20 protein-coding genes are annotated in these 24,324 nt (G+C 69.0%); 7 read left to right on the plus strand and 13 right to left on the minus strand.

Annotated features, from left to right (window positions below):
- Positions 1-7 precede the first annotated feature (7 nt).
- The 3 genes from R5O87_RS18595 (at position 8) to trxB (ending at position 2,146) form a co-directional block, all read left to right on the plus strand.
- Positions 8-349 (plus strand): DUF5655 domain-containing protein, encoded by a 342-nt coding sequence (locus tag R5O87_RS18595; RefSeq protein WP_410555953.1) that lies wholly within the window; start codon positions 8-10, stop codon positions 347-349.
- A gap of 257 nt (positions 350-606) precedes the next feature.
- Entirely contained in the window at positions 607-1,041 is a 435-nt protein-coding gene (locus tag R5O87_RS18600) for an arsenate reductase ArsC (RefSeq protein WP_410555952.1), read from the plus strand.
- 142 nt (positions 1,042-1,183) lie between these two features.
- A complete protein-coding gene (gene trxB / locus R5O87_RS18605) occupies positions 1,184-2,146 on the plus strand; it encodes a thioredoxin-disulfide reductase (protein WP_410556065.1) in 963 nt (320 codons plus the stop codon).
- A gap of 175 nt (positions 2,147-2,321) precedes the next feature.
- Here trxB and R5O87_RS18610 read toward each other — a convergent pair whose 3' ends face one another.
- The 4 genes from R5O87_RS18610 to R5O87_RS18625 form a co-directional block, all read right to left on the minus strand.
- Complete coding sequence (locus tag R5O87_RS18610) at positions 2,322-2,492, minus strand: hypothetical protein (protein ID WP_410555951.1); 171 nt, start codon at positions 2,490-2,492, stop codon at positions 2,322-2,324.
- Positions 2,493-2,920: 428 nt separating this feature from the next.
- Positions 2,921-3,919 carry a hypothetical protein gene (locus tag R5O87_RS18615; RefSeq protein ID WP_410555950.1) on the minus strand — a complete coding sequence of 333 codons (999 nt, stop codon included), beginning with the start codon at positions 3,917-3,919 and terminating at the stop codon, positions 2,921-2,923.
- A gap of 198 nt (positions 3,920-4,117) precedes the next feature.
- A complete protein-coding gene (locus R5O87_RS18620) occupies positions 4,118-5,386 on the minus strand; it encodes an MFS transporter (RefSeq protein ID WP_410555949.1) in 1,269 nt (422 codons plus the stop codon).
- Positions 5,387-5,498: 112 nt separating this feature from the next.
- Positions 5,499-6,539, minus strand: a complete 1,041-nt coding sequence (locus tag R5O87_RS18625; protein WP_410555948.1) for an NAD(P)-dependent alcohol dehydrogenase — start codon at positions 6,537-6,539, stop codon at positions 5,499-5,501.
- A 280-nt stretch (positions 6,540-6,819) separates the two neighbouring features.
- Between R5O87_RS18625 and R5O87_RS18630 the strand changes: the two genes are divergently transcribed.
- A complete protein-coding gene (locus R5O87_RS18630; RefSeq protein ID WP_410555947.1) occupies positions 6,820-7,554 on the plus strand; it encodes an SDR family NAD(P)-dependent oxidoreductase in 735 nt (244 codons plus the stop codon).
- Between the two features lie 73 nt (positions 7,555-7,627).
- Here the strand turns inward: R5O87_RS18630 and R5O87_RS18635 are convergent, their stop codons facing one another.
- Positions 7,628-10,225, minus strand: a complete 2,598-nt coding sequence (locus R5O87_RS18635; RefSeq protein WP_410555946.1) for a rhomboid family intramembrane serine protease — start codon at positions 10,223-10,225, stop codon at positions 7,628-7,630.
- A 306-nt stretch (positions 10,226-10,531) separates the two neighbouring features.
- Between R5O87_RS18635 and R5O87_RS18640 the strand changes: the two genes are divergently transcribed.
- Both R5O87_RS18640 and R5O87_RS18645 read left to right on the plus strand, forming a co-directional pair.
- On the plus strand, positions 10,532-12,232 hold the full coding sequence (locus R5O87_RS18640; protein ID WP_410555945.1) for a hypothetical protein: 1,701 nt from the start codon (positions 10,532-10,534) through the stop codon (positions 12,230-12,232).
- Positions 12,233-12,245: 13 nt separating this feature from the next.
- A complete protein-coding gene (locus R5O87_RS18645) occupies positions 12,246-12,776 on the plus strand; it encodes a hypothetical protein (RefSeq protein ID WP_410555944.1) in 531 nt (176 codons plus the stop codon).
- Positions 12,777-12,825: 49 nt separating this feature from the next.
- Here the strand turns inward: R5O87_RS18645 and R5O87_RS18650 are convergent, their stop codons facing one another.
- From R5O87_RS18650 to R5O87_RS18680, 7 genes are read right to left on the minus strand one after another with little or no spacing between them, the layout of a single operon-like run.
- A complete protein-coding gene (locus R5O87_RS18650) occupies positions 12,826-14,271 on the minus strand; it encodes a UDP-glucose dehydrogenase family protein (protein WP_410555943.1) in 1,446 nt (481 codons plus the stop codon).
- A gap of 9 nt (positions 14,272-14,280) precedes the next feature.
- Entirely contained in the window at positions 14,281-15,507 is a 1,227-nt protein-coding gene (locus tag R5O87_RS18655; protein ID WP_410555942.1) for an aminoglycoside phosphotransferase/kinase family protein, read from the minus strand.
- Entirely contained in the window at positions 15,504-16,877 is a 1,374-nt protein-coding gene (locus tag R5O87_RS18660; protein ID WP_410555941.1) for an aminoglycoside phosphotransferase family protein, read from the minus strand. The genes R5O87_RS18655 and R5O87_RS18660 overlap by 4 nt, the downstream gene beginning before the upstream one ends.
- Complete coding sequence (locus R5O87_RS18665; RefSeq protein WP_410555940.1) at positions 16,874-18,763, minus strand: ABC transporter ATP-binding protein; 1,890 nt, start codon at positions 18,761-18,763, stop codon at positions 16,874-16,876. The genes R5O87_RS18660 and R5O87_RS18665 overlap by 4 nt, the downstream gene beginning before the upstream one ends.
- Position 18,764: 1 nt before the next feature.
- Positions 18,765-19,931 (minus strand): glycosyltransferase family 4 protein, encoded by a 1,167-nt coding sequence (locus R5O87_RS18670; RefSeq protein ID WP_410555939.1) that lies wholly within the window; start codon positions 19,929-19,931, stop codon positions 18,765-18,767.
- Positions 19,931-21,214, minus strand: a complete 1,284-nt coding sequence (locus R5O87_RS18675) for a glycosyltransferase family 4 protein (RefSeq protein WP_410555938.1) — start codon at positions 21,212-21,214, stop codon at positions 19,931-19,933. The genes R5O87_RS18670 and R5O87_RS18675 overlap by 1 nt, the downstream gene beginning before the upstream one ends.
- The gene (locus R5O87_RS18680; RefSeq protein ID WP_410555937.1) at positions 21,201-22,460 is read right to left on the minus strand and encodes a glycosyltransferase family protein; all 1,260 of its coding nucleotides are present in this window, start codon (positions 22,458-22,460) and stop codon (positions 21,201-21,203) included. The genes R5O87_RS18675 and R5O87_RS18680 overlap by 14 nt, the downstream gene beginning before the upstream one ends.
- A gap of 746 nt (positions 22,461-23,206) precedes the next feature.
- On the opposite strand from R5O87_RS18680, the gene R5O87_RS18685 reads away from it, so the two are divergent.
- The gene (locus R5O87_RS18685) at positions 23,207-23,740 is read left to right on the plus strand and encodes a prolipoprotein diacylglyceryl transferase (protein WP_410555936.1); all 534 of its coding nucleotides are present in this window, start codon (positions 23,207-23,209) and stop codon (positions 23,738-23,740) included.
- 262 nt (positions 23,741-24,002) lie between these two features.
- On the opposite strand, the gene R5O87_RS18690 is transcribed toward R5O87_RS18685, so the two are convergent.
- The gene (locus R5O87_RS18690; protein WP_410555935.1) at positions 24,003-24,311 is read right to left on the minus strand and encodes a hypothetical protein; all 309 of its coding nucleotides are present in this window, start codon (positions 24,309-24,311) and stop codon (positions 24,003-24,005) included.
- Positions 24,312-24,324: the final 13 nt, after the last annotated feature.

The following is a 24,324-nucleotide window of genomic DNA, read 5'->3' on the forward strand; positions in this document are numbered from 1 at the left end:
TGGCTGAATGGCGCGCACGGCAAGAGAACGCATTGATGGTGATCTGATCTCGTCGGGTGTCTACAGTGCGCTGCTGAACGAGATATCCACCCTGGACGGGTGTGAAATTCAGGAGAACGCATCGTCGTTCCATGTGTCCCGGGGACGGGCATTTCTTGGCATCCATCCCCGCCGTGGCGGGATTCTCGTCAACATTGTTCTGACCAGACAACTCGATTCGGAGCGGGTGCACCGCGCCGAACGTGTCTCGGCCAACCGGTGGCACAACGAAGTCATCGTGAAGAGCCCCTCAGAGATCGACGCAGAACTGCTCACCTGGATCCGGGAAGGATATGCCCACACCGCCTGACACGGTTTGATCCCTGGTCAGGCGAAGTGCCCTTGGGATTCGGTTCCGGGTGGATGAGTTTTTGTCCAGATGTCGCGAGTTGGAGGCCCTCGAAGTCGCGACAAATGGACAAAAACTCCAGACCCGCGAGTCCTGCAGAAGCAGCCAGCCTCTTGATGAAACTGCCCGCACTTGTTGCACTTGAGTACGCAGGTCTGTGGGCAGGCACCGTTTTCCCGGCGATTCCGTGCTCCGACCGCCAACCTCAGGAGACCGCCATGACCGCCGACCCCGCCAGGAAGCCCTCCGTCCTCTTCGTGTGCGTGCACAACGCCGGCCGGTCCCAGATGGCTGCCGGGTTCCTCGCCAGCCTGTCCCGGGGAGCGATCGAGGTGCGGTCCGCCGGCACCCGGCCGTCGCACGAGGTGAGCCCGTCCGTCGTCGAGGCCATGGCCGATGTCGGCATTGATATTTCCGGCGAGGTCCCCAAGGAACTCACCACCGGCGCAGTCCAGGAGGCCGACGTCGTGATCACCATGGGCTGCGGCGACGAGTGCCCGGTGTTCCCCGGCAAACGCTACGAAGACTGGGAACTGGCCGACCCCGCGGGCCACGGCATTGAGTCGGTCCGCCCGATCCGCGACGAAATCCGGACCCGCGTCGAGGCCCTCGTCACCGAGCTGCTGCCCGCCCGGCACGCCGACGCCCAGTAACCGTTGACGCCCAGTGACAGTTTCCGGAAAGAAGCCTGAGGAGAAGGAGCAAGCAGTGAGCAAGAATGCCAAGTCAGGGGACGCCGGTACCGAGGACGCCGGCACGGATGAAACCGGCAGCGCGAAGGTCTCCGGCGAGCAGCTGATCATCATCGGCTCCGGCCCCTCCGGCTATACCGCCGCGATCTATGCGGCCCGGGCCGGCCTGAAGCCGCTGGTCCTGGCCGGCTCGGTCACGGCCGGCGGCGCCCTGATGAACACCACCGAGGTGGAGAATTTCCCCGGGTTTCCGGAGGGCGTCCAGGGGCCGGAGCTGATGGACGGCCTGCAGCAGCAGGCGGAGCGGTTCGGCGCGCAGGTGGTGTTCGACGACGCCACTTCCGTTCAGCTCAAGGGCCACCTGAAGCGGGTGGTCACCGGCGCCGGCGAAACCTATGAGGCCCCGGCGGTCATCCTCGCCACCGGATCGGCGTACAAGGAGCTTGGGCTCGCAGAGGAGAAGCAGTTCAGCGGCCACGGGGTCTCCTGGTGCGCCACCTGCGACGGGTTCTTCTTCCGCGACCAGGACATCATCGTGGTGGGCGGCGGTGATTCCGCGATGGAGGAGGCCACCTTCCTGACCCGCTTCGGAAAGACCGTGACCGTCGTCGTCCGCAAGGGCGAGCTGCGTGCCTCCCGCATCATGGCGCAGCGGGCCAAGGACAACCCCAAGATCACGTTCGCCTGGAACTCGGCCGTCACGGCGATCCACGGCAACGGCAAGGTCAGCGGCGTCACCCTGACCGACACCCGCACGGGCGAAACCCGGAAGCAGCCCGCCACGGGGCTCTTCGTGGCGATCGGGCACGTGCCGCGCACCGAGCTGGTGGCCGGGCAGGTGGAGCTCGACGGCGAGGGATACATCAAGGTGGATTCGCCCACCACCTGCACCAACCTGAGCGGAGTGTTCGCCTGCGGGGACGCCGTGGACCACCGCTACCGCCAGGCGATCACCGCCGCCGGCACCGGGTGCGCAGCCGCCCTCGACGCCGAGCGGTACCTTGCCGCGCTGGAGGATGCGGACAGCATCGCCACGGCACTGGTCGAGGAACCCACGCACGCCTGAGTTACGTCATGACCGGCCGGTAACCGCTCGACCGGCCAGGCCCCGGCCGGTCATGCGGGGCAGGGCCGGTCATGCGGGGCGGGGCCGGTTTGCGGGGCAGGGCCGGTTTGCGGGGCGGGGCCGGTCATGCGGGGCAGGGCCGGTTTGCGATGACTGCGGAGCGCTGTGCGGCGGGTCAGCCGGACCCGTCAGTATCATTCGCCGACTGATTCTCCGTGGGCTCCTTGAGGCGTTCCTCATCGGTGGATTCGGGGGCAATGACGGGGGACAGCGCGTCGGCCAACAGATCCGGTGTGCTTTTGTCGCTGTCGGGAGCAGGGGCATCGTCGGAGGGAACATCGCTCATGCCCTCACGATAGGACGCGGTTCCGGGCTTGTCGACGATTTAAGGGACGGCGGCGGCTGGGGGGGCCGCCCTGGTCTCAGGCAGGCGGCACCGCCGCCGGCCCAGCCCCGGTGGTCGACTTAATTATCGTCCTCGCCCGGGCCAAAAAGAAGTGGGAGTTGGCGCTTGCCTACGCAAAAACTTCGAACCCCCCAAACTGGTGGCCTAAGGCAACAGGAAGGTATCGGTCCGGTGCCGGGGACCAGCTTTTCCCAAGTCCGGGGGCCCAGAATCGAGGGGTCCCGACGGCGGACAGCGCCTCTCCGACGCCGGGCATGGTAGCCGGACCCGCATGCATTCCCCCCCAGCGCGCCGGATCCGGCTGCCGCTCGCACCATGCAGCCGAACGGCACGCGCGGCCGGGTCCACACGGCCCAGGTTCACGCGGCCTAGATGAATTTCCGCACCCTCGCCCACCCGGGATCATAGGTGTGGGCCACCCCGACGTCGCTCCGGGTCCGGGCAAACCGGTCGAAGCCGTCCCGGCCGTTCTGGTCCTCAGAGTCGCTGTAGTAATGCAGCACGCGAAGCCCGTTGGACGTTTCCGAAGCCACCACCCTGCCCCGCGGCCCAATTGCCGACTCCAGCTCCTTTTCGAGGTGGAGGAGTCCCATCAGCGCCTCCCCGTCCGGCAGTCCGTCGTCCGGCAGTCCGTCGTTCCCGGTCCGCCGGTAGCTGATCCGGACGGCAGTGTGCAGGTCCAGCAGCGGGTGGTCGACCCATCGCAGCGGCCGCAGGGCGCAGACGATCACCCGGTGTCCCGAGGAAGTCCTGGCCTCGCGCATCGTCCAGCGCGGCTCCGGGTTCCGGGTTGCCACCGCTTGGAAGAATTCGGGAACGACGCCGGCGGGCTGGCTGTCGCGGGGATCGGTCCGGGTCACGGTGATGGCGCCGACCCACCGCTGGACATCGTCCTCGCCGAGGAGCCAGTCCACCAGCAGGCGGGCGGCCTGGCGGCAGTCGTTGGTGCCCATGCCCTTGAAGGCCGGGTGGAAAACGGTGAGTTCTGCCAAGGCACTTCGGTCGTCCCAGTCCACCGCAATCCGCGCCAGCCCGGGGTCCATCTCCCCGCCCAGGCCTTCGAGGGTTCCCGTGAGCATGTCCGGCTGGGGCTCCCTGGCAGCGGCGAATTCCCAGGTCTCGGTGGGCGGGGGAGCAGCCCTCCGCCACCGCTCGGCCAGGACCCGCAGCCGCGGATCCCCGCCGCCGGAGACGCAGAACCGGTGCCGCGAACGGGCGCCCGGGCCGGTCTCCCAGCGCAGTTCGGGGTGAATCGCCATCACCATGGCGCCGATCATTTCCGGGAGGTCGCCGTAGACGCCGGTCATGACGGCTGCCGTGATCAGGCCGGCTCCCGCCACTGACCACCACCGCCAGAAAACACCCACGGCTTCCGTCTCCGCTGTAGTGCTCCATTGCCGCACCAACTCCATCGGACCTCCTCGTCGTTCCGGTGTTCGCGCCATCCAATCCTGTTGAAGGATGATGTAACCCCAGACTCAAGAAGAAGGCAATGTAGCCGCAGGTTCAGCGCAGGACTCCGCCCTAAGCCCGCGGGCTGCGAGTTACTTCGGTGAACGGGACAGTTACTTCGGTGAACGGGACGGGCGCCCTTCGCGCGGGCCCGCCGGGTACCCGCGGTGGCGGCTGGCGTAGATGATCACCAGCGCCACGGCCAGGGGAACCGCCGCGGCCAGCGGCACGAAAAGCGCGCCGACGGTGGTGAGGGCCAGCGCACCGTACGAGGCACCGACGGCGATGCCCAGCTGGATTGTCACCACCGTCAGCCCGTTGGCGGCGTCCTTGTGCTCACCGCCGGCCCGGAGGATCGCCGCCTGGTTGTAGATGCCGGCGGCCCCGAAGGTGATGCCCCAGAGGGTCAGGAGTGCCAGGCTGCCGGTCCATGTGCCGCCGAGCATTGGCAGCAGGACGAAGCTGGCCAGGAACAAGGCCACGGCAGTCAGCACGGAGCGCCGCGGACGGGCATCGGCGGTGAGGCCGGCGATCCAGATGCCCACCAGGCTGGCGCCGCCAATGACGGACAGGGAGATGCCGGTGGCGCTGCTGGGCAAGCCCGCGGCCAGGAGGAACGGGGCGATGTAGGTGAAGAGGGCGAAGTGGCCCAGGAGCAGCAGCGGCCAGGCGGTGGCGACGGCGATGACCCCGGGCAGTGCCATAGCCGCCTTCAGCGACGGCGCCGCGTCCCTGTCGCCGTCGGACGCCGGGGGCAGCAGGCGAACGGCGAGCAGTGCGAGGAGCGCCGCGACCCCGGCCAGGACCAGGAAGGACGTGCGCCAGGACAGCACGGAGCCCATCATCGTGCCGAGCGGGGCTCCGACCGCCAGGGCAATGCTGTTGCCGCTGAACACGATGGCCATCGCCTTGCCCACGGAATGCGCCGGCACGATCCTGGCAACGTACGGTGCCATGCTGGACCAGAGCAGGCCGTGGGCCACGCCACCGAGGAGCCTGGCGGCGATGGCAAGGCCCAGGGTGGGGCTGAGGGCCAGCAGCACGTTGCTCAGCGCGAAGGCAAGCACTGTCACGATGAGCAGGGTTTTGCGCGGCATCCGCCCGCCGAGCAGCCGTGACAGGGGGAGCGCCGTGATGACAATGACGGCGGCGTAGGCGGCGGTCAGCGCGCCAACGGCCGATTCCTGAACGCCCAGGTCATGGCTGATCTGCGGCAGCAGCCCCGAGGGCAGGAGCTCGGTGGTGACCGCGGTGAACCCGGCCGTGGCCAGGATGAGTAGCCCGGCCCGCGGAATCCGTGAAGTGCGGGCGGGCAGAGCTGAGGGGGAGTGGCCGGTGGGGGCCTGCGTTGGGGTTCCGGAGCCGGAGAGTTCCTGGGTCACGTATCTTCCTGAAAGTTTCGTAAAGGGTGGCGCTTGTCCGTTGCCCCGGGTTGCAACGCCCGACGGCGGGCCGGCCCTTAAGGGACCGGCCCGCCGTCGTGCATTAATCGCCTTAGAGCGTGGCGGTGTCAATCACGAAGCGGTAGCGCACGTCCGAGGCGAGGACACGCTCGTAGGCTTCGTTGATCTTCTCGGCCGCGATGACCTCGATCTCGGCGCCGATGCCGTGTTCGGCGCAGAAGTCGAGCATCTCCTGGGTTTCGCGGATGCCGCCGATCATGGAACCGGCGAAGGCCCGGCGTCCGCCGATGAGGGCGAACGCGTTGACCGGGAGCGGCTCGGCCGGGGCACCGACATTGACCAGCGTACCGTCGAGGGACAGCAGCTGCAGGTAAGAGCTGATGTCGATCGAGGCGCTGACCGTGTTGATGATCAGGTCAAAGCTGCCGGCGAGGGCTTCGAACGTGCCGGCGTCGCTGGTGGCGTAGTAGTGGTCCGCGCCCAGGCGCAGTCCGTCTTCCTGCTTCTTGAGCGACTGGGACAGGACGGTGACCTCGGCGCCCAGGGCGTGGGCGAGCTTGACGGCCATGTGGCCCAGGCCGCCGAGGCCGACGACGGCGACCTTCTTGCCCGGCCCGGCACCCCAGTGCCGAAGCGGCGAGTAGGTGGTGATGCCGGCGCACAAAAGGGGAGCGGCGACGTCGAGCTCGATGCCCTCCGGAATGGTGACGACGAAGTCTTCGACCACCACAACATGGGTGGAGTAGCCGCCCTGCGTGATGGTGCCGTCGCGGTCAACGGCGCCGTAGGTGCCCACATTGCCCTTGAGGCAGTACTGCTCCTCGCCGGCGAGGCAGTTGGCGCACTCCTTGCAGGAGTTGACCATGCAGCCGACGCCGACGCGGTCGCCGACCTTGTGGCGGGTCACCTCGGAGCCCACCTCGGTGACGATGCCGGCGATCTCGTGGCCGGGGGCGAGCGGGTACTGCTGCGGGCCCCAGTCGCCGCGGACGGTGTGGATGTCGGAGTGGCAGATGCCGGCGTACTTGATTTCGATGAGAACGTCGCGCGGGCCGACGTCGCGGCGTTCGATGGTGGTGGGGATGAGGTCCTCGGTAGCTGAGGGCGCGGCGTAGGCGTTGACGGTAGGCATGGTTCTCCTAGGTGTCGGTGAGGGTGGAACGGGCCGCGGATGAAAGTGATCGGCCGTCTCTTTCATCCACTAAGCCCCATCGCGGTGGCGTGAGGCAGACCCTGCTGTTAGGGGTAACCACAGGGACCCCCAAGTCTCTTCCCGGTTGCACGCGGCAATTTCGTTTTGCCGGCGGGCGGAAGGGGACTTGTTGATATCTACCCTATGAAACCCGCCCTGAAACGTGGGAGTCCCTGTCAGTGCCTGTCAGACGCGGGTCCGCCCCGGCTACTGTGAAACAGTGGCGAGAATATTCATCACCGGCTCTGCCGGCGGACTGGGGCTGAACGCCGCACGGGCGCTGGTGCAGCAGGGACATGACGTGGTGCTGCACGCACGGCATGAATCGCGTTTCGCGGACGCCGGCGCGGTCCGCGACCAGGCCGCGGGGACCGTCGTCGGGGATCTGGCCGACCTCGCCGAGACGGTGCGGGTGGCGGAACGGGCAGGCGAGTACGGTCCGTTCGACGCCGTGATCCACAACGCCGGGGTGTACAGCGGCAATGAGATCTTTTCCGTGAACACCGTGGCGCCGTACGTTCTGACCGCGCTGATGGAGCAGCCGCGGCGCCTGGTGTACCTCAGCAGCGGCATGCACCGGTGGGGCACGCCTGACCTGGACGGAATCGACTGGACCAACGCGGTCCGGCGGGCGTCGGCGTACTCCGACAGCAAGCTGTACGTCACCGCGCTCTCGGCCATCGTGGCCGGCCGCTGGCCGGATGTTGAGAGCAATGCGGTGGATCCGGGCTGGGTGCCCACGCGCATGGGTGGACGCAGCGCTCCCGATGACCTGGAGCTGGGGCACGTCACGCAGGTATGGCTGGCCACCCGTGATTCTGCCGGGGACCGCGTGTCCGGAGGCTATTGGTTCCACCAGCAGCGCCGCGATCCCCATCCAGCCGTGAACGATCGGGCGTTCCAGGCGGAACTGCTCGACGCGCTGGAACGGTACACGGGCTTGGCGCTTCCGTAGGTCCCGGCCCAAGTAGGTAGCAGCACAGGGCCTTCCCAGCGCTGGGAACGCCCTCATCTGCTACCTAGTTGGGTCAGCGGCGGGTGAGGAGGCCGCGCACCAGCGTCAGGCCCTGGCCCAGGTTGATCGAGGGCAGGTACGCGCGGGTGAGGGCGTTGGCGATTGCGGGCAGGGCAGCCGCGTCCGGGTAGAGCAGGTACATGGGCTCGTAGTCGGGCTTGAACTTGGCCTTGAACGCGAGCAGGGACCGGAAGCCGTACACCGGTTCGAGTGCTGCGCCGAGCCAGTCGAGCATCCGGTCGAGGGCGCCATTAGCGTCGGGTGCGCCAGAACCAACGGCGGAGCCATCCAAAGCGGCAGCCGAACCTCCGCGCCCAACCGAAGCAGAAGGCACCCGCGCCAGCGGCGCCCCGGACAGGCTCATGAACTCGCACCCCTCGTCCTGCAGGCTCAGCGCAGCGGACGCGATGAGGAAGTCGATGCTCGCACGGAACCCGTCGCCGCGCCGCCGCATGAAGTCGAGCGTCCAGCCCACCACGTATCCGTTACGGTACACCGGCAGCCACGAGGCCACGGCGTGGACGGTGTGGTCCGCATCGATCGCCAGCAGGCAGCGGACCTCGGGGTCGTCCAGCTCATCCAGGCTGCCCAGCGTGAAGCCCATCTCCGGGACCTTCTTGTCCGCCACCCACTCCTCGGAAATCGCCTCGATCTGCGCCTGGACAGCAAGGGGGGCCCGGGCGAACGTGGTCCACTCGGCGCGGATGCCCGCCTTGGCCGCCCGGTTCAGCGCGGTGCGGATGTCCTGGAACTTCTTGCCCCGGAAGGACACCTCGTCCAGCCGAAGGACGGTTTCCTGCGCCACCTGCACCGAGCCCCAGCCCAGTGAGGCCGCAAGCCCCCGAAGGTCCTCGGGCACGAAGTAGAAGCACGGCGTCCATCCGCTGAGCCTGCAGTGCCGGGCGAACTCCGTGAACGCCGCTTCCCGGTCGGCCTCCGGACCCACGGGCGGCCCGAGCGCCACGGCCACGCCGCTGCGCACCCGGTAGGCGATGAAGCTCGAGCCGGAGAACCAGTAGCTGTTCCCGTCCCACGTGGTCATCCAGGAGAGCGAGCCGCCGCCGTGCGACTTGAGGATGCGCCGCGCGCGCTCCTCGTCAGCGCTGTGCCGGCCGTGGGCCGGACGCAGGAACGTCCGGAGCAGGAGTGCTCCGGTCCACGCCCAGAACACGACGCCGATACTTTCGTAAAGCACGACGGCGGCGGTGCTTTCGGGGAAGAACGCCGGTGAGCGGTCCACCAGGAAGCCGAGGGGAAGGAACCTGTCCGGGACGTCGGCCAGAAGCTGGGGCAGGCCCGGCACAGGCGTGAACCCAGCGGCCAGGAGAAGGCCCAGGCCCACGTAGACAACGCTCAGCAGAACGAAGGCCACCACCACCCGGTGCGCCAGCCGCCGGTATGTTCCGCGGGGCGCGCGCACCGGGAACAGGTTGCGGCCGGCCAGCAGGAGCACGGTCAGGAAGACGGGCAGGAGCATCGGCAGCACCAGGCTGAGCGGGTGCGAGTAGCCGGACAGCTCGATCCCGCCCACGCCCTCGCGTGACGGCAGACCCGGACCCGGCGGAGGCAGGAGCACCCCGGCGATCGTGACGGCCGCCAGCAGGGACAGCGAGGCCTGGATCAGAAGAGCCCCCGCCCACGCGAACCGCCGCCCTCGCCGCAGGCCGTCAGCGAACAGGAGCAGCAGGAACGACGGCAGGATGGCCATGAAAATTCCGCCCGCCCCGGCCCGCAGCTGCAGCTGGGCGGCGGCGCAGTCCCTGAGGTCCGCCGGGCGAGAACAGGACGCCTGCAGCGCCGCGGGGTCCACCGGCTGGATGTTGGTTAAGAGGAACTTGAGCACCGAAAGGGGCCCGACGGCGTGCGGCGCAAGTCCCGCGACCACCGGCCCGATTGCCGCGACGGTCAGGAGCAGCGCCACCAGGATCCGGGCCTCGTGCCGGGAGACGGCGGGCCTGCCGAAGCGCGGCCGGCGGCCCACCAGCACCGGACCCAATAACCCGCCTGCCGCGGCCGCCCCGAGCCGGACCAGGTCCTCGAAGCCGCCGGCATACATCGCAAACAGCAGCAGCACCGCCAGAATGACCACGCGGATCCGCCGCCGCCACAGTGTAGAAAGAGAAGCCGTGGCAGCCATCGCGGCGGCGCAGGCCAGGGCGCTCGGCCCCAGGAAGAAGTGCCCGCTCAGGTCCCGGATCCAGCTCCCCATCAGTCCCCGGGCCACAGCGAGGAACCCGAGCGTCGCCACGATCCCCAGAACGTGCCCGGCCAGCGCAGCCGAGGCGAACTTCAGGGATCCAAGACGCCGCTCCAGCGGCAGCCCGGCGAGCAGCACCACGAGCGTGCCCACGACGTAACCCGTGAGGCCCCGCTCCCAGAAAGCGGAGAGAAAGAGGGCCCACCAGTGATCCGGAACAGAACGTGACGTGGCTGCGACGTGGGGCAGCAGAAACGGCGGCGGCCCTGACCGGAGGCTGGCGGACACGGCTCCCGTGGCCCAGAACAGCACCACGAAGATGACGGTGGCGGGGGAGCCGCGCAACACCCGGGCCCACCCCGCGGGTGTCCGGTAGCCGGAGGGCACGCGTCGTCCCTGGTCCGGCTGCCGCATGGGTGGAAGGCTCCTTTCAAAGGGCTCTTCGATTGTTCCACAGTTGGGCCGGGGGCCACTCAACTGGGGGAAGCGGCGATCCCAGGCACAGGTTTTTCCCAACCGGCCGGCGAGATGGTTGGCCTCGGCAACCAAATGTTGCCTTTGCTGCCCCGGCAAAGAAGAACGTACGACGTCGGTCCGCACCACGCGCGGGCCCGGCACCTTAACCTGTCACCACCGCACGCAACGCACCCTCATGAGCGCAGGAACCACTTCCCGCACAGGGAACAGTCCCGCACAGGAAAGCCTCCGAAAGGACCAGCCATGAGGACCACCAACGTTCGGCCCAGCACGATTCGAAAACTCACCATTATCTGCGCCGCTGCCGGCCTGATCGCCACCGGCGGCGTGGGAACCGCCCTGGCCAAGGGCGGTGGCGGCGGCACAGCCAAGCCGCCCAGGGGGATCGTCTCCCCGTGGGTGGTGCCCACGCTGCCCACCCCGCCCCTGTCCGTTCCCGCCGCGCAGCTGCACGGCTTCGACGACACCGGACTGGCCCGCAACGCCACCGTTGACGGCGCGGCCTGCCCCACGGCGGATCCGGCCGACTTCGGCGGGACTGTCACCATCAACGGCGTCGTCATCACCATCCCCTGCAACCTCATCGTCCAGATGCCCGCCAACACGCTCGGCTGGGCGGACTTCGTCCACGGCACCGGCGGCAGCGCCCCGCTGGCAACGGACGGCCTGGAGCTGCGGGCGGTGGGCAACATGGTCGGCGCGAAGCACATCGCCGGACTGGCCTTCGTCTCCCAGCAGTCCGTGAACACCGGCCGCGGCGAAATCACAGGCATCGACTACGCCAACGGCGCCCTGAAGATCGCCAACGCAGCCGGCGGCACCGTGACCGTGCAGCTGAACGACCCCAAGATTGCCGGCCTGCATGACAGCACCGGCGCGGACACCGGCCGGTTCAGTAACGGCCAGTCGCCCGACAACCGCTTCAGCGTGGATCAGGACAACCCCACCGTGCACGCCGCCACCGGCTACCCCATGTGCATCCCGCGCACGGATCCCACGGTGCCCGGGCAGGACGATCCGCTCTGCCCACAGAAGAACCGGCCGCTCGCCCCGGGCTGCCGCAACTTCAGCATCGCCGGCGTCGCCCTGCCGGCCAGCGGCGAACTCAGCGCCCCGGCGCCAGGCCAGAAGTACTGCTCGCAGTACGTGATGCCGGCCTTCACCGGCCTTCCGACGACGGGCCCGGACCCGTCGCAGCAGGCACCGTTTGAGATCGGCGACTACGTGGACTACTCCGGCACGCTCATCCACGGCAGCACCGAGGACTACATCTCGGCCCACACCATCGAGGCCAACCTGGGCATCTACACCCAACCCGGCACCCAGCCCAGCTACCTGGCGATCGGTGATTTCGGCGTCGGCACCGCTGATCCGGTGGCGACGGCGGTCAACGGCGTAGCCCAGGAAACCCAGGACCGGATCTTCCTCGAGGCCGAGACAACGGACGTCAAGACCGCCGTGGACATCTACTACGAGGACCACAACACAGACGGCACCGTCCGCAACCGCTGGATCACGCCCTTTGAAATGACGGGCGAGAACGGCATTCCCATCAGCGGCCCCACCGGCGGCATCACCACCCAGAACACCGGGGCCCAGCCGCAGCGGGCACGCCTGCGGGCCACCAAGGCACCCAACGGGCTGCTTAGCCAGCCGGACCGGACCGTCCGGGTGGGCGTGCGCAGTCTGTGCCTGCCGACGCCGGTGAACGTCACCACCACGACGATCAACCAGGCCGCCCTGGACGCGTGCTTCAAGAACGCCCCCACCCGGGCCAACGGGCTGCAGCCGGGGCAGTACATCGCGCCGGTGTTCGAGTACATCTTCCCGGAGAACGTGATGCCCGGCGATCCGATCGTGCCGAACGACCTCTGGCACCTGCCGTTCCTGGTGAACGGCGAGGGCACCGGCAGTACGGCGGCGCTGGTGCCGTCGCCGTGGTGACCGGCCAGCGCTCATGAACCATCGGTCGGTGCTGTGGCGGGGACTCGCTTCGGCGGTCCTCGCCGCTGCCGCGCTCGCAGGATGCAGCGCGTCCCCACCAGTAGCCGCGCCGCCGGTAACCGGTCAGCCGTCGGCTCCCGGCCCGCCGTCGTCCTCTATTAACGGGAGTACGACGTCGGGCACGGCTACCGCTCAGGCCGGCGGCCGTCGTCGGGGTTCAGACGGTGACGGTGAAGGGGGAGAGGGTGCCCGCGCGCTGCCGGCCCTGCCCGCGGACTGGCCGGCGGACGTGCCCTTGCCGCCCGGCCAGTTGCAGGGGGCGGGCGGGACGGCTGGCGCGTGGACCGTGCTGCTGACGGTCCCGGGCGGCGCGGACGAGGCGCTCGCGTCGGCCGAGGCAGCCTATGAGTCGAACGGATTCACCCGGACCGGCAGCGGCCAGCTGCGGAGGGGGCCGTACGCAATCGTGATGGTGGCCAGGAACCGGGACCACTCGGCGGCGCAGACGGACCTGACCATATCTTTGGAGTTTTTGTCCAGATAATCGGACTTCGGGGGCCCTTAGCGGCGAATATCTGGACAAAAACTCGAAGTCAATGCGTCATGAGCGCTCCGTGGGCTGCCGGAGGTATCTCCGCCGCCGCGGGTACCTCCGCCGCCCGCGCGGGAACCGGGGCCGGCAGCTTGTTGGGTGCGCCGAGGGCGCGGTAGTCCCAGCCGGCGGCGCGGTAGGCGTCGGCGTTGAGTGCGTGTCGGCCGTCCACGATGTTCCGCAGCTGTACCAGAGCGCCGAGTGCGGCGGGGTCGGCGTAGCGGAAGATGTCCCATTCGGTGAGGAGAGCCACGATCTCCGCGCCGGTCACCGCGGCTTCGAGGGTCTCCGCGTAGGTGAGGTCGGGGTATGCCAGGCGGGCGTTGTTCATGGCTTTGGGGTCGTAGACGGTGACTTTGGCGCCGGCCTGGTGGAGCATGCGGGCGACGTCCAGGGCGGGGGCGTCGCGGATGTCGTCGGAGTCGGGTTTGAAGGCTGCGCCGAGGATGGTGACGTGGACGCCGGTGAGGTCGCCGCAGGCCATCTCGGTGATGAGGTCCACGGTGCGTTGGCGGCGGCGTTGGTTGATGGCGTCCACCTCCTGGAGGAACCCGACGGCCTGTCCGACGCCGAGTTCTTTGGCCCGGTGGGTGAAGGCGCGGATGTCCTTGGGCAGGCAGCCGCCGCCGAAGCCGAGGCCGGGCTTGAGGAAGCGGCCGCCGATGCGGGTGTCGTAGGAGAGGGCGGTGGCGAGTTGGTTGACGTCGGCGCCGGTGGCTTCGCAGACTTCGGCCATGGCGTTGATGTAGGAGATCTTGGTGGCGAGGAAGGAGTTGGCGGCGGCTTTGACGAGTTCCGCAGTGGCGAGGTCCGTCTCCACTACCGGGGTGCCGTCCGCGATGACCGGGGCGAAGCAGGCGTCGAGCGCAGCGCGCGCGTTGGCTGAGGCAACTCCGAAGACCAGCCGGTCCGGATGCAGGGTGTCCTCCACCGCGTGCCCTTCCCGCAGGAACTCCGGGTTCCAGGCGAGCTCCGCCCCGGCTCCCGCGGGTGCACTCAGCTGGAGCAGCGCGGTCAACCGTTCCGCCGTGCCCACCGGAACGGTGGACTTGCCGACGACGAGGCAGTCCCGGTCCAGGTGCGGCGCCAGCCGGGCAAGGGCTGCGTCCAGGAAGCGGAGGTCGGCGGCGGGAGAATCGGGCATCTGCGGGGTGCCGACGCACAGGAAATGGATGTCGGCGCCGGCCGCGGCCGAGAAGTCGGTGGTGAAGCTCAGCCTGCCGCTGTCCAGCATCCGTCGGAGCAGCTGGTCCAGCTCCGGCTCGTAGAACGGCAGTGTTCCGCTGGCCAGCGATCGGATCTTGTTCTCGTCGACGTCGATTCCCACCACGCGGTGCCCCAGCAGGGCCATGCAGACGGCGTGCGTGGCGCCAAGGTATCCGGTGCCGATGACGGAAAGGGAAAGCGCCGCTGCCGGTAATCCAGCCTCGGTTGGCGGGTTGTTCATGTCAGGCTCCTATCGGGGTGCGTTGGGGCAGGGCAGGGCAGGGCCCTGGGCGGGGAGGTCGCCGGCGGGGAGATGATCGGCGGGGAGGTCGCAGGCGGTGGAGTGTCCGGCGGTGGGATGTCCTGCGACGAGGTAGCTGGCGGCATCGGCGCCCCAGGGCGGGCGGAAGGAGTAGAGGCAGGCGAGCCGGAGCCTGGTGGATGCGGCGTAGGCGGCGAAGCGGTTCGGGCTTACGTGCAGGCGTTCGGCAGCCGACACGACCGCCGCGTGGGCGATGGCATAGCGGCGGGTGGTGAGCAGGTTTTGCCGCCACCGCAGTTCCAGGTGCACGTCGAGGTTGGCAAGGTCCAGGGCAGCCTCGGCCCGGCAGGACTCATCGAAATCTAGGAGTCCTGGAGCAGTCGAACTGCCAAGTGCAGGGCCACCGAGCATCTGCTTGTCGTGCAGGTCACCGTGGGCCCAGCCCACAGGATCCGGGGAAGTGCTGAGCAGTACCTCGGTGACAGCCTGAGCCCGGGCGAGGAGAACGGCGCGGGCCGGAACAGCTGCGGCGATGCCGTCGCTGTGCCGGAGCCAGTGATCCACCCAGCGCTGGAGGCTCGCGGCTTCCTTCTGCGCGTCGCGGAGCGGAAGCTGATGCAGGCTGTCCCGGAAGTCGGGGCCGCCGGCTGCGGTCATGGTTCCCACCCAGGCACGGGACCACCGCGTCCACATGGCGGCGTAGGAAGCGTCGGAGATTCCGACCTGTCCGGCAATCCCTGCCGGACCCAAACTTCCGGAATGGCTTTGGCCCAGCTCGTAAAAGGACCGCCCGGCCAGACGGCTGAAGACCAGGACGTCGGAGCCGGCGCTGACCAGCCGCGGAGTGCCGAAGCCGCCCTCGGCCAGGGCAGCGGCCGTGATGCTGTGGCTGGCGGCCGCGGTCAGTGCCCGGCCGGGCCGGAAGACCTTGATGTAGGCGTCGGGGGCACGGAGGACGGCCCGTTTATGGGCGCGGTGCACCACCATCTCACCCTTGACCGACTCCGCGGCGAGGGCCGGGAGACGGCGGTCGTCCACGGTGACGGGCTCGAAGATGCCATCAGTGAGATGCCCGGCCAGAACGCCGGGCCGGTCCGGGCAACGGACTTCCACGTCGTAGGAACCCGCCGTTGTGCCGGGCCAGGCGCGCTGGACCGACCAGACGGTGCCCCCGGTGTCGGCCACCCGGCGGGGGACGGGCGGATGCCACGTCATGGGATCAGCTCCTTTGCCCGGCTCAGGTGCCAGGCCATGTCGGCGGCCCACTCGGGGGACCGGTCGCGGAAGGGGTCAACGCTGCTGTTGAAGAGCCGGTGGGCTGCCCAGGCATCCACCGCGGCCTGCGAAAACCGGCCACCGGCGTCGAGGTAGCCCTCGGTGAGCAGCGCCGTTTTGGGCCCCCCGGCAGGGGCGCCGGCGGCAGTGCCGGCGGGAGCTCCGCCGTCGGAATGTGCGCCCCGGGACGGGGGGCCGCCCTCAGCCACGCCGCCGAACGCCTCTTCAGCGGCGGCGAACGAGCCCAGGTCGGCCTCCGCCGTCCCGGTTCCCGCCCGGTCGAAGTCGATGAGGCGGACCTCAGAATCTCCCACCAGCACCTGGTCGGGGGAGAAGTCCCCGTGCACCAGGACAGGTGCCGTCCGGGGGTGGCCAAGCAGAGCGGCAGTGAGCCTGCTTTCGAGGTCCCTGGCCAGCGGCTCCAGCTCCGGGAGCAGGGCAGAAACCATGGTGCGTGTGGCCTTCAGTTGCGCCGCGAGGCCGTCACCCGGGTTCTCGGGGCTGGCACTGGCGGCGGGACCGGCCGCCGGCCCCGCAGCACCGGCGGCCACAGGAACGCAGTGCAGTGCGGCCAGGGCCCGGCCTGCGGTGTAGGCGGCGGTACGGGCGTCGGAGGTGTCGCCGTGCGCCGTGAGGTCGCCGGTACCCCACGCGGCGCTGGCGCTGATGCCGTTGGCGAGGCATTCGTCGTCGGCAATCTGCGGCAGGAGGGGGACGCCGTGCTGGCGGAGCCGGTTCAGGAACTGGGTTTGCTGTCCGCGGCCGGCGGGTTTGGCCGCCGCTTTGATCACGACGGCGGTGCTCGCCTTGTGGGCCAGAAGGACCAGCCGCCGTTCCGGCTTGTACCGCAGCACGCTGCTGCCGGCCAGCAGGGCAGTGCCCGGCCGCTGGCGGAGGTCCAGCCGGCCGCTGCCGTTCCTCTTCAGCCAGGTGAGGTTCCTGTGCAGTGCCCAGTCGTCCTCGACGCCGCCCACTGCCACCAGGGTGTCCGGCTGCCCGTGGTCCGGCCGGAGGATGCGCATGTCCCCGCCGCGGTTGCGGGCGGTGTGCTCGCGTTCCAGGAGTTTGCCGCTGCTGGCGGGGGTGCGGGTCATGGCCCAGCCGTAGTCGAAGCTGCCATTGCGCAGGCGGCGGAACGCCACCAGCAGCGAGGTGCCGGGCTTGTAGCGCACCCGCGTAACCCGGACGGATTCACCTAGGAGCTCGGACAGGCGGCCGTTGTCCAGCAGCCAGGGGAGACCGGGAAGCCCGGCGTCGCGGCGGGCGAGGGAACGCTCGGCGTGCGCTGCCCGGGGTGCCAGCGTGATCATGGCACTTCCACCCTGACGGCGTCCGAAGCGCTGGCAGTGTCCGAAGCACTGACGGCGTCGCCAAGCTGCGCACCAAGTCCCTGCTCCTCCAGCCAGCGGGCGAACCGCGAGCCGGGATCCAGGAGCAGTTCATCCGGCCGCCCGGCCTCGATGATGCGGCCGTGCTCCAGCCAGATGACGCGGTCGCAGGAGCGGGCGGAGTGGGCGTCGTGGGTGATGGTGATGGACGTGCGCTCGCGGGTCAGGGCGGCGAGGGCCTGGAGGACGGAGTTCCGCGATACCGGATCCAGCCCGGCGGTGGCCTCGTCCAGGATGACGATGGGCGCCTGCCGGAGGATGGCGCGGGCGATGGCGATGCGTTGCCGCTGGCCGCCGGAGAGATCCTTCGCGGCTTCGCCGAGCACGGTGTCGTAGCCATCCGGGAGGGCACGGATGAAGCCGTCCGCCTGGGCCAGGGCGGCGGCCTGTTCGATGTCCGCGTCCGTGGCGTCCAGCCGGCCGAAGCGGATGTTGTCCCGGACCGAAGACCCGAAGAGCACGGAGTCCTGGAGCAGGATGGACACGTGCGAGCGGACGGAGGCGATGGTGAGGTCGCGCAGGTCCTCACCGCCGACCCGGACGGTCCCGGCGCTGGGGTCGATCATCCGCAGGATCAGTGACGCCAGGGTGGATTTGCCGGCGCCGGACGGGCCGAGGATGGCAACGTGCTCGCCGGCCGGGATCGTAAGGCTGATCCCATGCAGCACGGTTCCTTCACCGTGGCCGGCGGAGACGTTGTCCAGCACGATGTCCGGGGCCGTGCAACGGAGGGACCTGGCGTGGGGCTTTTCGGGCAGGTCCGTCTGCGCCTCAAGCAGATCCGCCACGCGCTCACCGGAGGCGGTGGCCCGGGCGATCCGGCCGGTCTGCTTGGCCAGGTCCTTGAGGGGCTTCATCCCGGTCTTGAGGTACATCAGGAACACCACCAGGTCGCCGGGGGTGATCGCGTGTTCCAGCACGCGCCAGCCGCCGCCGGCCAGGACAACCGCCGTGGCGACGCCGATCAGCACATCGGTGCGCCGCTCCAGACCCGCCGCCAGCCGCAGCGCCGCGACGCCGGTGCCCAGCGTTGCCTGGTTGCTCTTGCGGAAGCCGGAGCTGATGGTGTCCTCAAGCCCGTAGGCCTGCACCTCGCGGATGGCGCCGAGGGTCTGGGCGGCGGTGGTGGCGAGGTTTCCTTCGCCCTTCCGGGAGTTGCCCGCCGCGGCGGTAATCCTCCCGGAGCTCGAGCGGGACAGGAGCGCGAACACCCCGCCGGCCAGGAAAACTACCAGCGCCAGCAGCGGGTCGAGCCACAGCAGGATGCCGGTCATCAGGATGAGGGTGACCATGTTGCCCAGCAGCGGCAGGCCGGCGGTGACCGCAACCTCCTGCAGCCGGGACACGTCGCCCACCAGCCGCTGGACCGTGTCGCCGGTGGACGCGCGGGTGTGGTGGCGCATGGAGAGGCTTTGCACGTGGCGGAACGCCCGTGCCCTCAGGTCCGACGCCACCCGGGACCCGACCAGCGCGAAGCAGATCGCGGACCAGTAATTGGCCACCGCCCGCCCGATGGCGATCGCTACCACAATGGCGCCGCACAGCAGCAGGGTCTGCAGGCCGGCTTCCATGGACGGCCCGGGTTTGCGGAGCGTCGCGCCCAGGGCGCGGGAGACGGCGTCCACCACCATCTTCACCGGCCACGGCTCGATAAGGCGGAAAACGACGTCGAACGCCAGGGCGGAGAATCCGCCTGCCATCAGCCACCGGTGGCCCTGCAGGTGCGGGCGCACGCAGCGCAGCGTCCGCCGCAGCCCGGATTCCGGCCGGGCCTGCGCGGCGCTTGCCCGTGCGGCTCTCGAACCCATGTCAGGCCACGCTCCTATCGGTTGCCAGCGCCTGGCGGATGGTTGCCAGGACGCTGTCCCAGCTGTAAAGCCCGACGGCGGCCGCCCTCGCCCGGGTGCCCAGGCGGTCCCGCAGGGCGGCGTCCGCGCCGAGCCGCCCCAGTGCGGCGGCGATCGCGCCGGGATCGGCCGGCTTCACCAGCAGGCCGGTGCGTTCGTGCTGCAGGATGGACGGAATCTGCCCCACGCTGGAGGCGATCACCGGCAGGCCCGCGGCCAGGTATTCGTAGACCTTCAGCGGTGAGAAGTAGTCGTCCCGGCCGGGCTCCGGTGCCGGGTAGGGCGCCGCGGCGGCGTCGCACTCATGCAGCAGTCCCGGCACGGAGTCGGGAACCACGGCGCCGGTGAACTCGGCGTCCACGCCCAGCTGCTCCGCGGTCCACTCCAGCTCCTGGCGGCACGGTCCGTCGCCAATGATCTTTGCCCGCCACGTTGGCCCGGCACTGCGGATGTTGGCCTGGGCCACGCCCTGGAGGAGGTGGCCGACGCCGTGCCACGGCTTCAGCGTTCCCACAAAGGCCACGGTCAGGGCGTCAGCATGAAGCCGGACGGGGCGGCGCGGCGTGATGCGTTCGGTGTTCACGCCGTTGGGCGCCAGGACCGTCCGCGCCCCGGGAACGCGGCCCTCCACCCACCGCACCGCGGGCTCGGAGACGCAGGCCACCACGGTGGCCGCAGCGGCGTTGGTGCGCAGCATCCGCTCCGCCAGGCCGGCGTCGTGGAGTTCGCGGTACTGCCGCTGCTCCTCGATCAGCGGGGCGTTGACCTCCAGCACCGCGGGTATCCGCAGCGCCCCGGCAAAGGTGACCATGGCCAGGGCCGGGCTGAAGAGCGAATACCGCTCGTAGACCACGTCGCAGCCGTCCCGGATAACAGCCAGTGCCAGGGCAACCGCCGCTTCCCGGATGGCGTGCTCCCGCGCCGCCCCGGAGGCAGGCTGCGGCCGGATTTCGACGACCGGCAGCCCGGCCAGATCGGCTGGCCGGTCGGTTCCGGCGCGGGTGCAGTAGACAGTGACATCGGCCCCGGCCCGGCGCCAGGCCCGCACGATCTCCTGGACGTGGACCGAGGAGCCCTTGGTGCCGAAGACGGGGACACCGGGGTCAGCGCAGATGTAGGCGACGCGCATCAGGCCACCGCCTCCGAAGCCGGCGAAACGGGACGGTCCGTTCGCGCTTCGGGTGCCGCAACCGGCCGTTGCGCAACTGTCTGGAGCGATAGGCGCCGCAGGGCAGCAGCCTGCCGCCCGGCGTCGTACTCGCGTTCGATCAGGTCCCGCGCATTCCGGGCCAGCAGCGTCCGGTCCGCCGCGGGCGAGGTGATCCGCAGGATCGCCTGGGCAAGCAGGACGGGGTCGCCGGGTTCGGTGAGGACGCCGGTGCTGCCGTCTCGGATCACCTCGGGGATGCCGGTGACGGCGGTGGAAACGCAGGGCGTGCCGGTGGCCATGGCCTCAAGCAGGACAGTGGGAATGCCGTCGGCGTTGCCGTCCGACCCCACCACGCACGGTGCGGCGAAGACGTCGGCCCAGTCCAGCAGTTCGTGGATCTGGTCCTGGGTCTGCGGGCCGAGCATCCGGACCTGGCGGCTGAGCCCGAGCCGGTCGATGCCCGCCTGCAGCTCCTGGGCCATCATGCCGGTGCCGGCGATGCGCGCGTCCAAACGGACGCCCGAACCGGTGAGGGTAGCCAGCGCCGGGAGCAGGTGCTGGAACCCCTTCTTCTCCACGAGACGTCCGACGGCGGCCACCCGCACCGTGCTGCCGACCGGCCGCGGGTCGCGGTAGGGGAAACGGGCCAGTTCCAGGCCGTTCCGCACCAGCCGGAGCCTCTCGGCCTGCTGCGGAAAGTGGCGGCGCAGGTACTGCAGGTTGTAGTCGCTGATGGTCACCACGTGGTGGGCGCCGGCCAGCTTCGCCCGCAGGTCGTCCCGGCTGACGGTGTCGCGGAAGATGTCTGCCGCATGCGCCGTGAACGAATACGGGATGCCAGTGATCAGGGAGGCGAGCCGGGTGACGGCGGTTGCGGCGGAGGCGAAGTGCGCATGCAGGTGGCGCACGTTGCGGCGCTGCAGTTCGGCGGCCAGGTTGATGGCCTGGACAGCATCGTCCGGGTCCGCGGCCGCGAGCTCTCCGAAAGCCTGGGACACGTCATCCGTCAGGCCGGACGATGCAGCTGCGCGGAAGCTTTCCCATACCCCGCTGGTGGACTGCGGCCGGCCAACGTGAGTGACGGGAGCTTTGACGCGTGCCAGTTCGGGGTGGAACCTGGCGTCGGTGGTGGGGCGGAGCGCGAAGATTTCGATCCGTTCGCCGGCGGCCTCCCGGGCGAGGATTTCCGAGACGATGAACGTTTCGGAGAAGCGGGGATACATCTTCAGGATGTAGGCGGTGACCGGCTCAGATTGCTGCACGTGCGGCACCTCCCCGAAGGCTGTGGGCCAGGCTGTTGAGCTGGGCGCTGACCATCGGCTCGCTGGTGATCTGCTGGCTGAGCGGCCGGAGAAGATCTGGAGCCTGCAGAAGGTCCGCGGCCAATCCCGGAACCCGGGAGAGCCCGTTGAGCTGCGCGCCCCGGCGGTCCACCCTGGTGCCGGCCCGGTGGGCAATCCAACCCGCCAGCGCGTCCGGTGTCAGCGTGGCGAGCTCATGCTGTTCGAGGTACCCGGCGGCGGCGAGCGACGCTGCCCGGATTCTCTGCTCGCTGCGGGAATGGTCCCGCGGCACGATCAGCGCGGGAACCGCTGTGCTGAGGATTTCGCAGACCGAGTTGTAGCCGCCCATGGAAACCAGCGCCTCGGCGCTGCTGATGTGCGCGAGCATGTCCGCCAGTGCCTTCACAATGACGACGCCGGGACCCGCCTTCCGCTGCAGGTCCCGCCTTTGCGCTTTGGGCATCTGGGGTCCCGCCACGATGAGGTGCCCGAGGCCGGTGGGCAGCGGGGTTGCGGCGGCCAGCTTTGCCAGCGCATAGCCGTCCGCGCCGCCGCCGACGGTGGTCATGACGTACCTGCCGGGCATCCTCAGCTTTCCGGAGCCTTTCGGGCGGCCAGCCGCCAGGTATCCGGTGTAGCTGACCATCCGCCGCAGCGCGAAGGGGATTTCACCGGTGTCCACGGGGTCGTGCACCGACCGGTCGCCGTAGATCCAGACCGCGTCAAAGAGCTCCTGCACCCGGCGTGGACCGCCGATGCCGTCCCATTCGGCCATTGCGGCCGCGGGGGAGTCAAGCACTTCACGAAGCCCCAGCACCACCCGGGCTTTGCCGCGTGCACGGAGCCGGCGGAGCGCTCCCTCGAGTTCCAGGTGGACGCCTGTTGCGTGCCGGTCCACGATCACCAGATCCGGACTGAAGCCCTGCAGCAGGGAGTCCAGCAGCTTCCCGCGCAGGGACACGAGGTCGTGCAGGGGGACGGACAGGTCCCGGGGCTCGTAGCCCTCGGCGCCTTTCATGACGCCGGGCAGGATCACCCAGTCCCACCCCTTGGGGATGCGGAACCCCGGGGCGAGGGCAGTTCCGGCCACGAGGACGCCGGTGACTTGCCTGCCCGCAAGCCCTGGCAGTTGCTCGCTCAGCGCGCTGGCCAGTGCCAGGTTCCGCCGCACGTGCCCCAAACCGAGTGAGTCATGCGAGTACAGGATTATTCTGATGTGCTTCATTTATGGGCCCCCACAGCCTGCCGAAAGATTCTGATAGAAAATTGACTAACCGGGCGGCCAGAGAAATACCCTGACGCCTTAGAGCATTTGCCGCGTGCATCGGTTCGTTCCGCCTGGGCGGCGCCCCGTCTGACGCTTCGAATGAAGTATTGAGGCCCGCCATTTAGAAAATCCTGTGCCCAGGTTGACCCTTCAGGGTGGGCTGCGTCCCCCTCAACCCCTCACGGGTCCCCCTGCAAAACGTGAGGTCAGGGCAGGGTTTGGGGTGGATCCGGCCGTCCCGTCCGAGGCGGACGTTGGCCAGCGACGCGCGTGTTTCCCTGCGTGCGGGGAATTCCCGTTGCGTGAGGAATTTTGCGCGTCGCTCACCCAGCCGCGCCCATTACGGCTGCCCATTACGGCGGCGTTTGTGGTGACAGGATGCCCCTGGTGGACGCTGTGGGGACTGCTTGTGGCTGCATGGCTCAACGCTAGGGATAACCCGTCGAGGATAGGTGCAGGGGTAATCCAAGAATTGTCAAAGATTTATTCAGGCGGCTGTCGGCCAATTCTCAGGGACGTGCCGCGCTCGGCGACTGGGAGGCGCTCGACGGGGCAGTCAATGCCGCTCCGTTACTGTTCCGGACATGCGCAACAGGTGGCCTTCAACCCAAATATTTGCGGCCTGTTGGGGTGCTGCAGACCTGACTAGACTTGAAACGCGCCCCTTGGAGGACGCAGCAATTCGTCAGTGAGAGAGGCAAGCCATGACGGATAGCAGCGAATTTGAAGATCCCACCAACCCTGCAGCGGCCGGGATGCATCCGGAAGAAGCCGAGCTGCGTGGCAGATATATCAAAGGCGACTACGGGGACGCGGGCGTCCAAACCGGGCCCCGCGACGGAGAAGAGGAAGGCAAGTACAGCCAGGGGGACTTCGGCGAGGCCGGTACGGAAGGAGGCCTCCCTGAATCGCTCAGCAGTCAGGCCAAGGAAGCCGGCCGGTTCGTCAGCGGTGATTACGACGAGGCTGGAATCGCCGGTGGCAGGACAGCGGAGTCGGAGATAGGGCGCTACACCGAAGGGGACTACGGCAGCGAAGGCGTTGTGGGCCCGGCCCGCGAAGCCGCCACCGACAAAGTCGCCACCGACACGACTGCCGCCGCCGGTATCCCTGCCCCCGATGCGGAGCTCGCCGGTACGGCCGGAGCTGAACCGGCTGGCCCAGCACCGACTGGCACTGCGCCGAGTGCCACTGACCCGGAGGTGACAGACAAGGAAGGGACGGCCTGGCCGGAGTAGCAGCCCGACCGGAGCGACCGCCGGCGGCGGACGAGCCCGATGGTGCCCCTCCCAGGTGGCTCACGAAGCCGTCGCTGGTCGCGGCCAATAGTCGCCGATCATGACTCAATAATGGGTGGCGCTTTCGAGCACCATCAGAGTTTCGCTCGCCGTCAGGGCAAAGGGGAGGGACTGTACCCCGTGGGGTTCAGTCCCTCGATGCAGTCTGGAAACGTTTGAAGCGCTAGCGGCTGCAGGATTGGCTTACGTCAACCGTCTGGGGTCAGTTGTTGTTCGAAACGGTGGCCGTCCCGCCCGTGTTTGGGCAGTTGATTGTCTGAGCGACGCCAGAACGGTCAACCTGCCGCCCCAAGGCGTTGATGGGTCCAACTTTGAGGCCGCAAACAGTCGCGATAATGTTCGCTGCGACACCGACCTTGATGTTCTGGACCGTTATATCGCCTACAGCAACGTTGACCAAGCCATCCTGGATTTGGTTTGCAGCAGATGCGGGACCTGCTAGTGCTCCCCCAGTCAGCAAGAGTGAGCCAGTGAGTGCAATGCTCGCGCCGGCTGTCCTCATGTTGCGCATGGTGTTCTCCTAG

The sequence above is a fragment of the Arthrobacter globiformis genome (genome assembly GCF_046536215.2).
GTDB classification, from domain to species: Bacteria; Actinomycetota; Actinomycetes; order Actinomycetales; family Micrococcaceae; genus Arthrobacter; species Arthrobacter globiformis_E.

Coding starts and splice junctions, on each gene's coding strand:
- R5O87_RS18645 (WP_410555944.1), top strand. CDS start 12,246: ATGAACCATCGGTCGGTGCTGTGGCGGGGACTCGCTTCGGCGGTCCTC.
- R5O87_RS18625 (WP_410555948.1), bottom strand. CDS start 6,539: ATGCCTACCGTCAACGCCTACGCCGCGCCCTCAGCTACCGAGGACCTC.
- R5O87_RS18595 (WP_410555953.1), top strand. CDS start 8: ATGGCGCGCACGGCAAGAGAACGCATTGATGGTGATCTGATCTCGTCG.
- R5O87_RS18680 (WP_410555937.1), bottom strand. CDS start 22,460: ATGAAGCACATCAGAATAATCCTGTACTCGCATGACTCACTCGGTTTG.
- R5O87_RS18655 (WP_410555942.1), bottom strand. CDS start 15,507: ATGACGTGGCATCCGCCCGTCCCCCGCCGGGTGGCCGACACCGGGGGC.
- R5O87_RS18635 (WP_410555946.1), bottom strand. CDS start 10,225: ATGCGGCAGCCGGACCAGGGACGACGCGTGCCCTCCGGCTACCGGACA.
- R5O87_RS18660 (WP_410555941.1), bottom strand. CDS start 16,877: ATGATCACGCTGGCACCCCGGGCAGCGCACGCCGAGCGTTCCCTCGCC.
- R5O87_RS18600 (WP_410555952.1), top strand. CDS start 607: ATGACCGCCGACCCCGCCAGGAAGCCCTCCGTCCTCTTCGTGTGCGTG.
- R5O87_RS18690 (WP_410555935.1), bottom strand. CDS start 24,311: ATGCGCAACATGAGGACAGCCGGCGCGAGCATTGCACTCACTGGCTCA.
- R5O87_RS18685 (WP_410555936.1), top strand. CDS start 23,207: ATGACGGATAGCAGCGAATTTGAAGATCCCACCAACCCTGCAGCGGCC.
- R5O87_RS18670 (WP_410555939.1), bottom strand. CDS start 19,931: ATGCGCGTCGCCTACATCTGCGCTGACCCCGGTGTCCCCGTCTTCGGC.
- R5O87_RS18650 (WP_410555943.1), bottom strand. CDS start 14,271: ATGAACAACCCGCCAACCGAGGCTGGATTACCGGCAGCGGCGCTTTCC.
- R5O87_RS18640 (WP_410555945.1), top strand. CDS start 10,532: ATGAGGACCACCAACGTTCGGCCCAGCACGATTCGAAAACTCACCATT.
- R5O87_RS18665 (WP_410555940.1), bottom strand. CDS start 18,763: ATGGGTTCGAGAGCCGCACGGGCAAGCGCCGCGCAGGCCCGGCCGGAA.
- R5O87_RS18610 (WP_410555951.1), bottom strand. CDS start 2,492: ATGAGCGATGTTCCCTCCGACGATGCCCCTGCTCCCGACAGCGACAAA.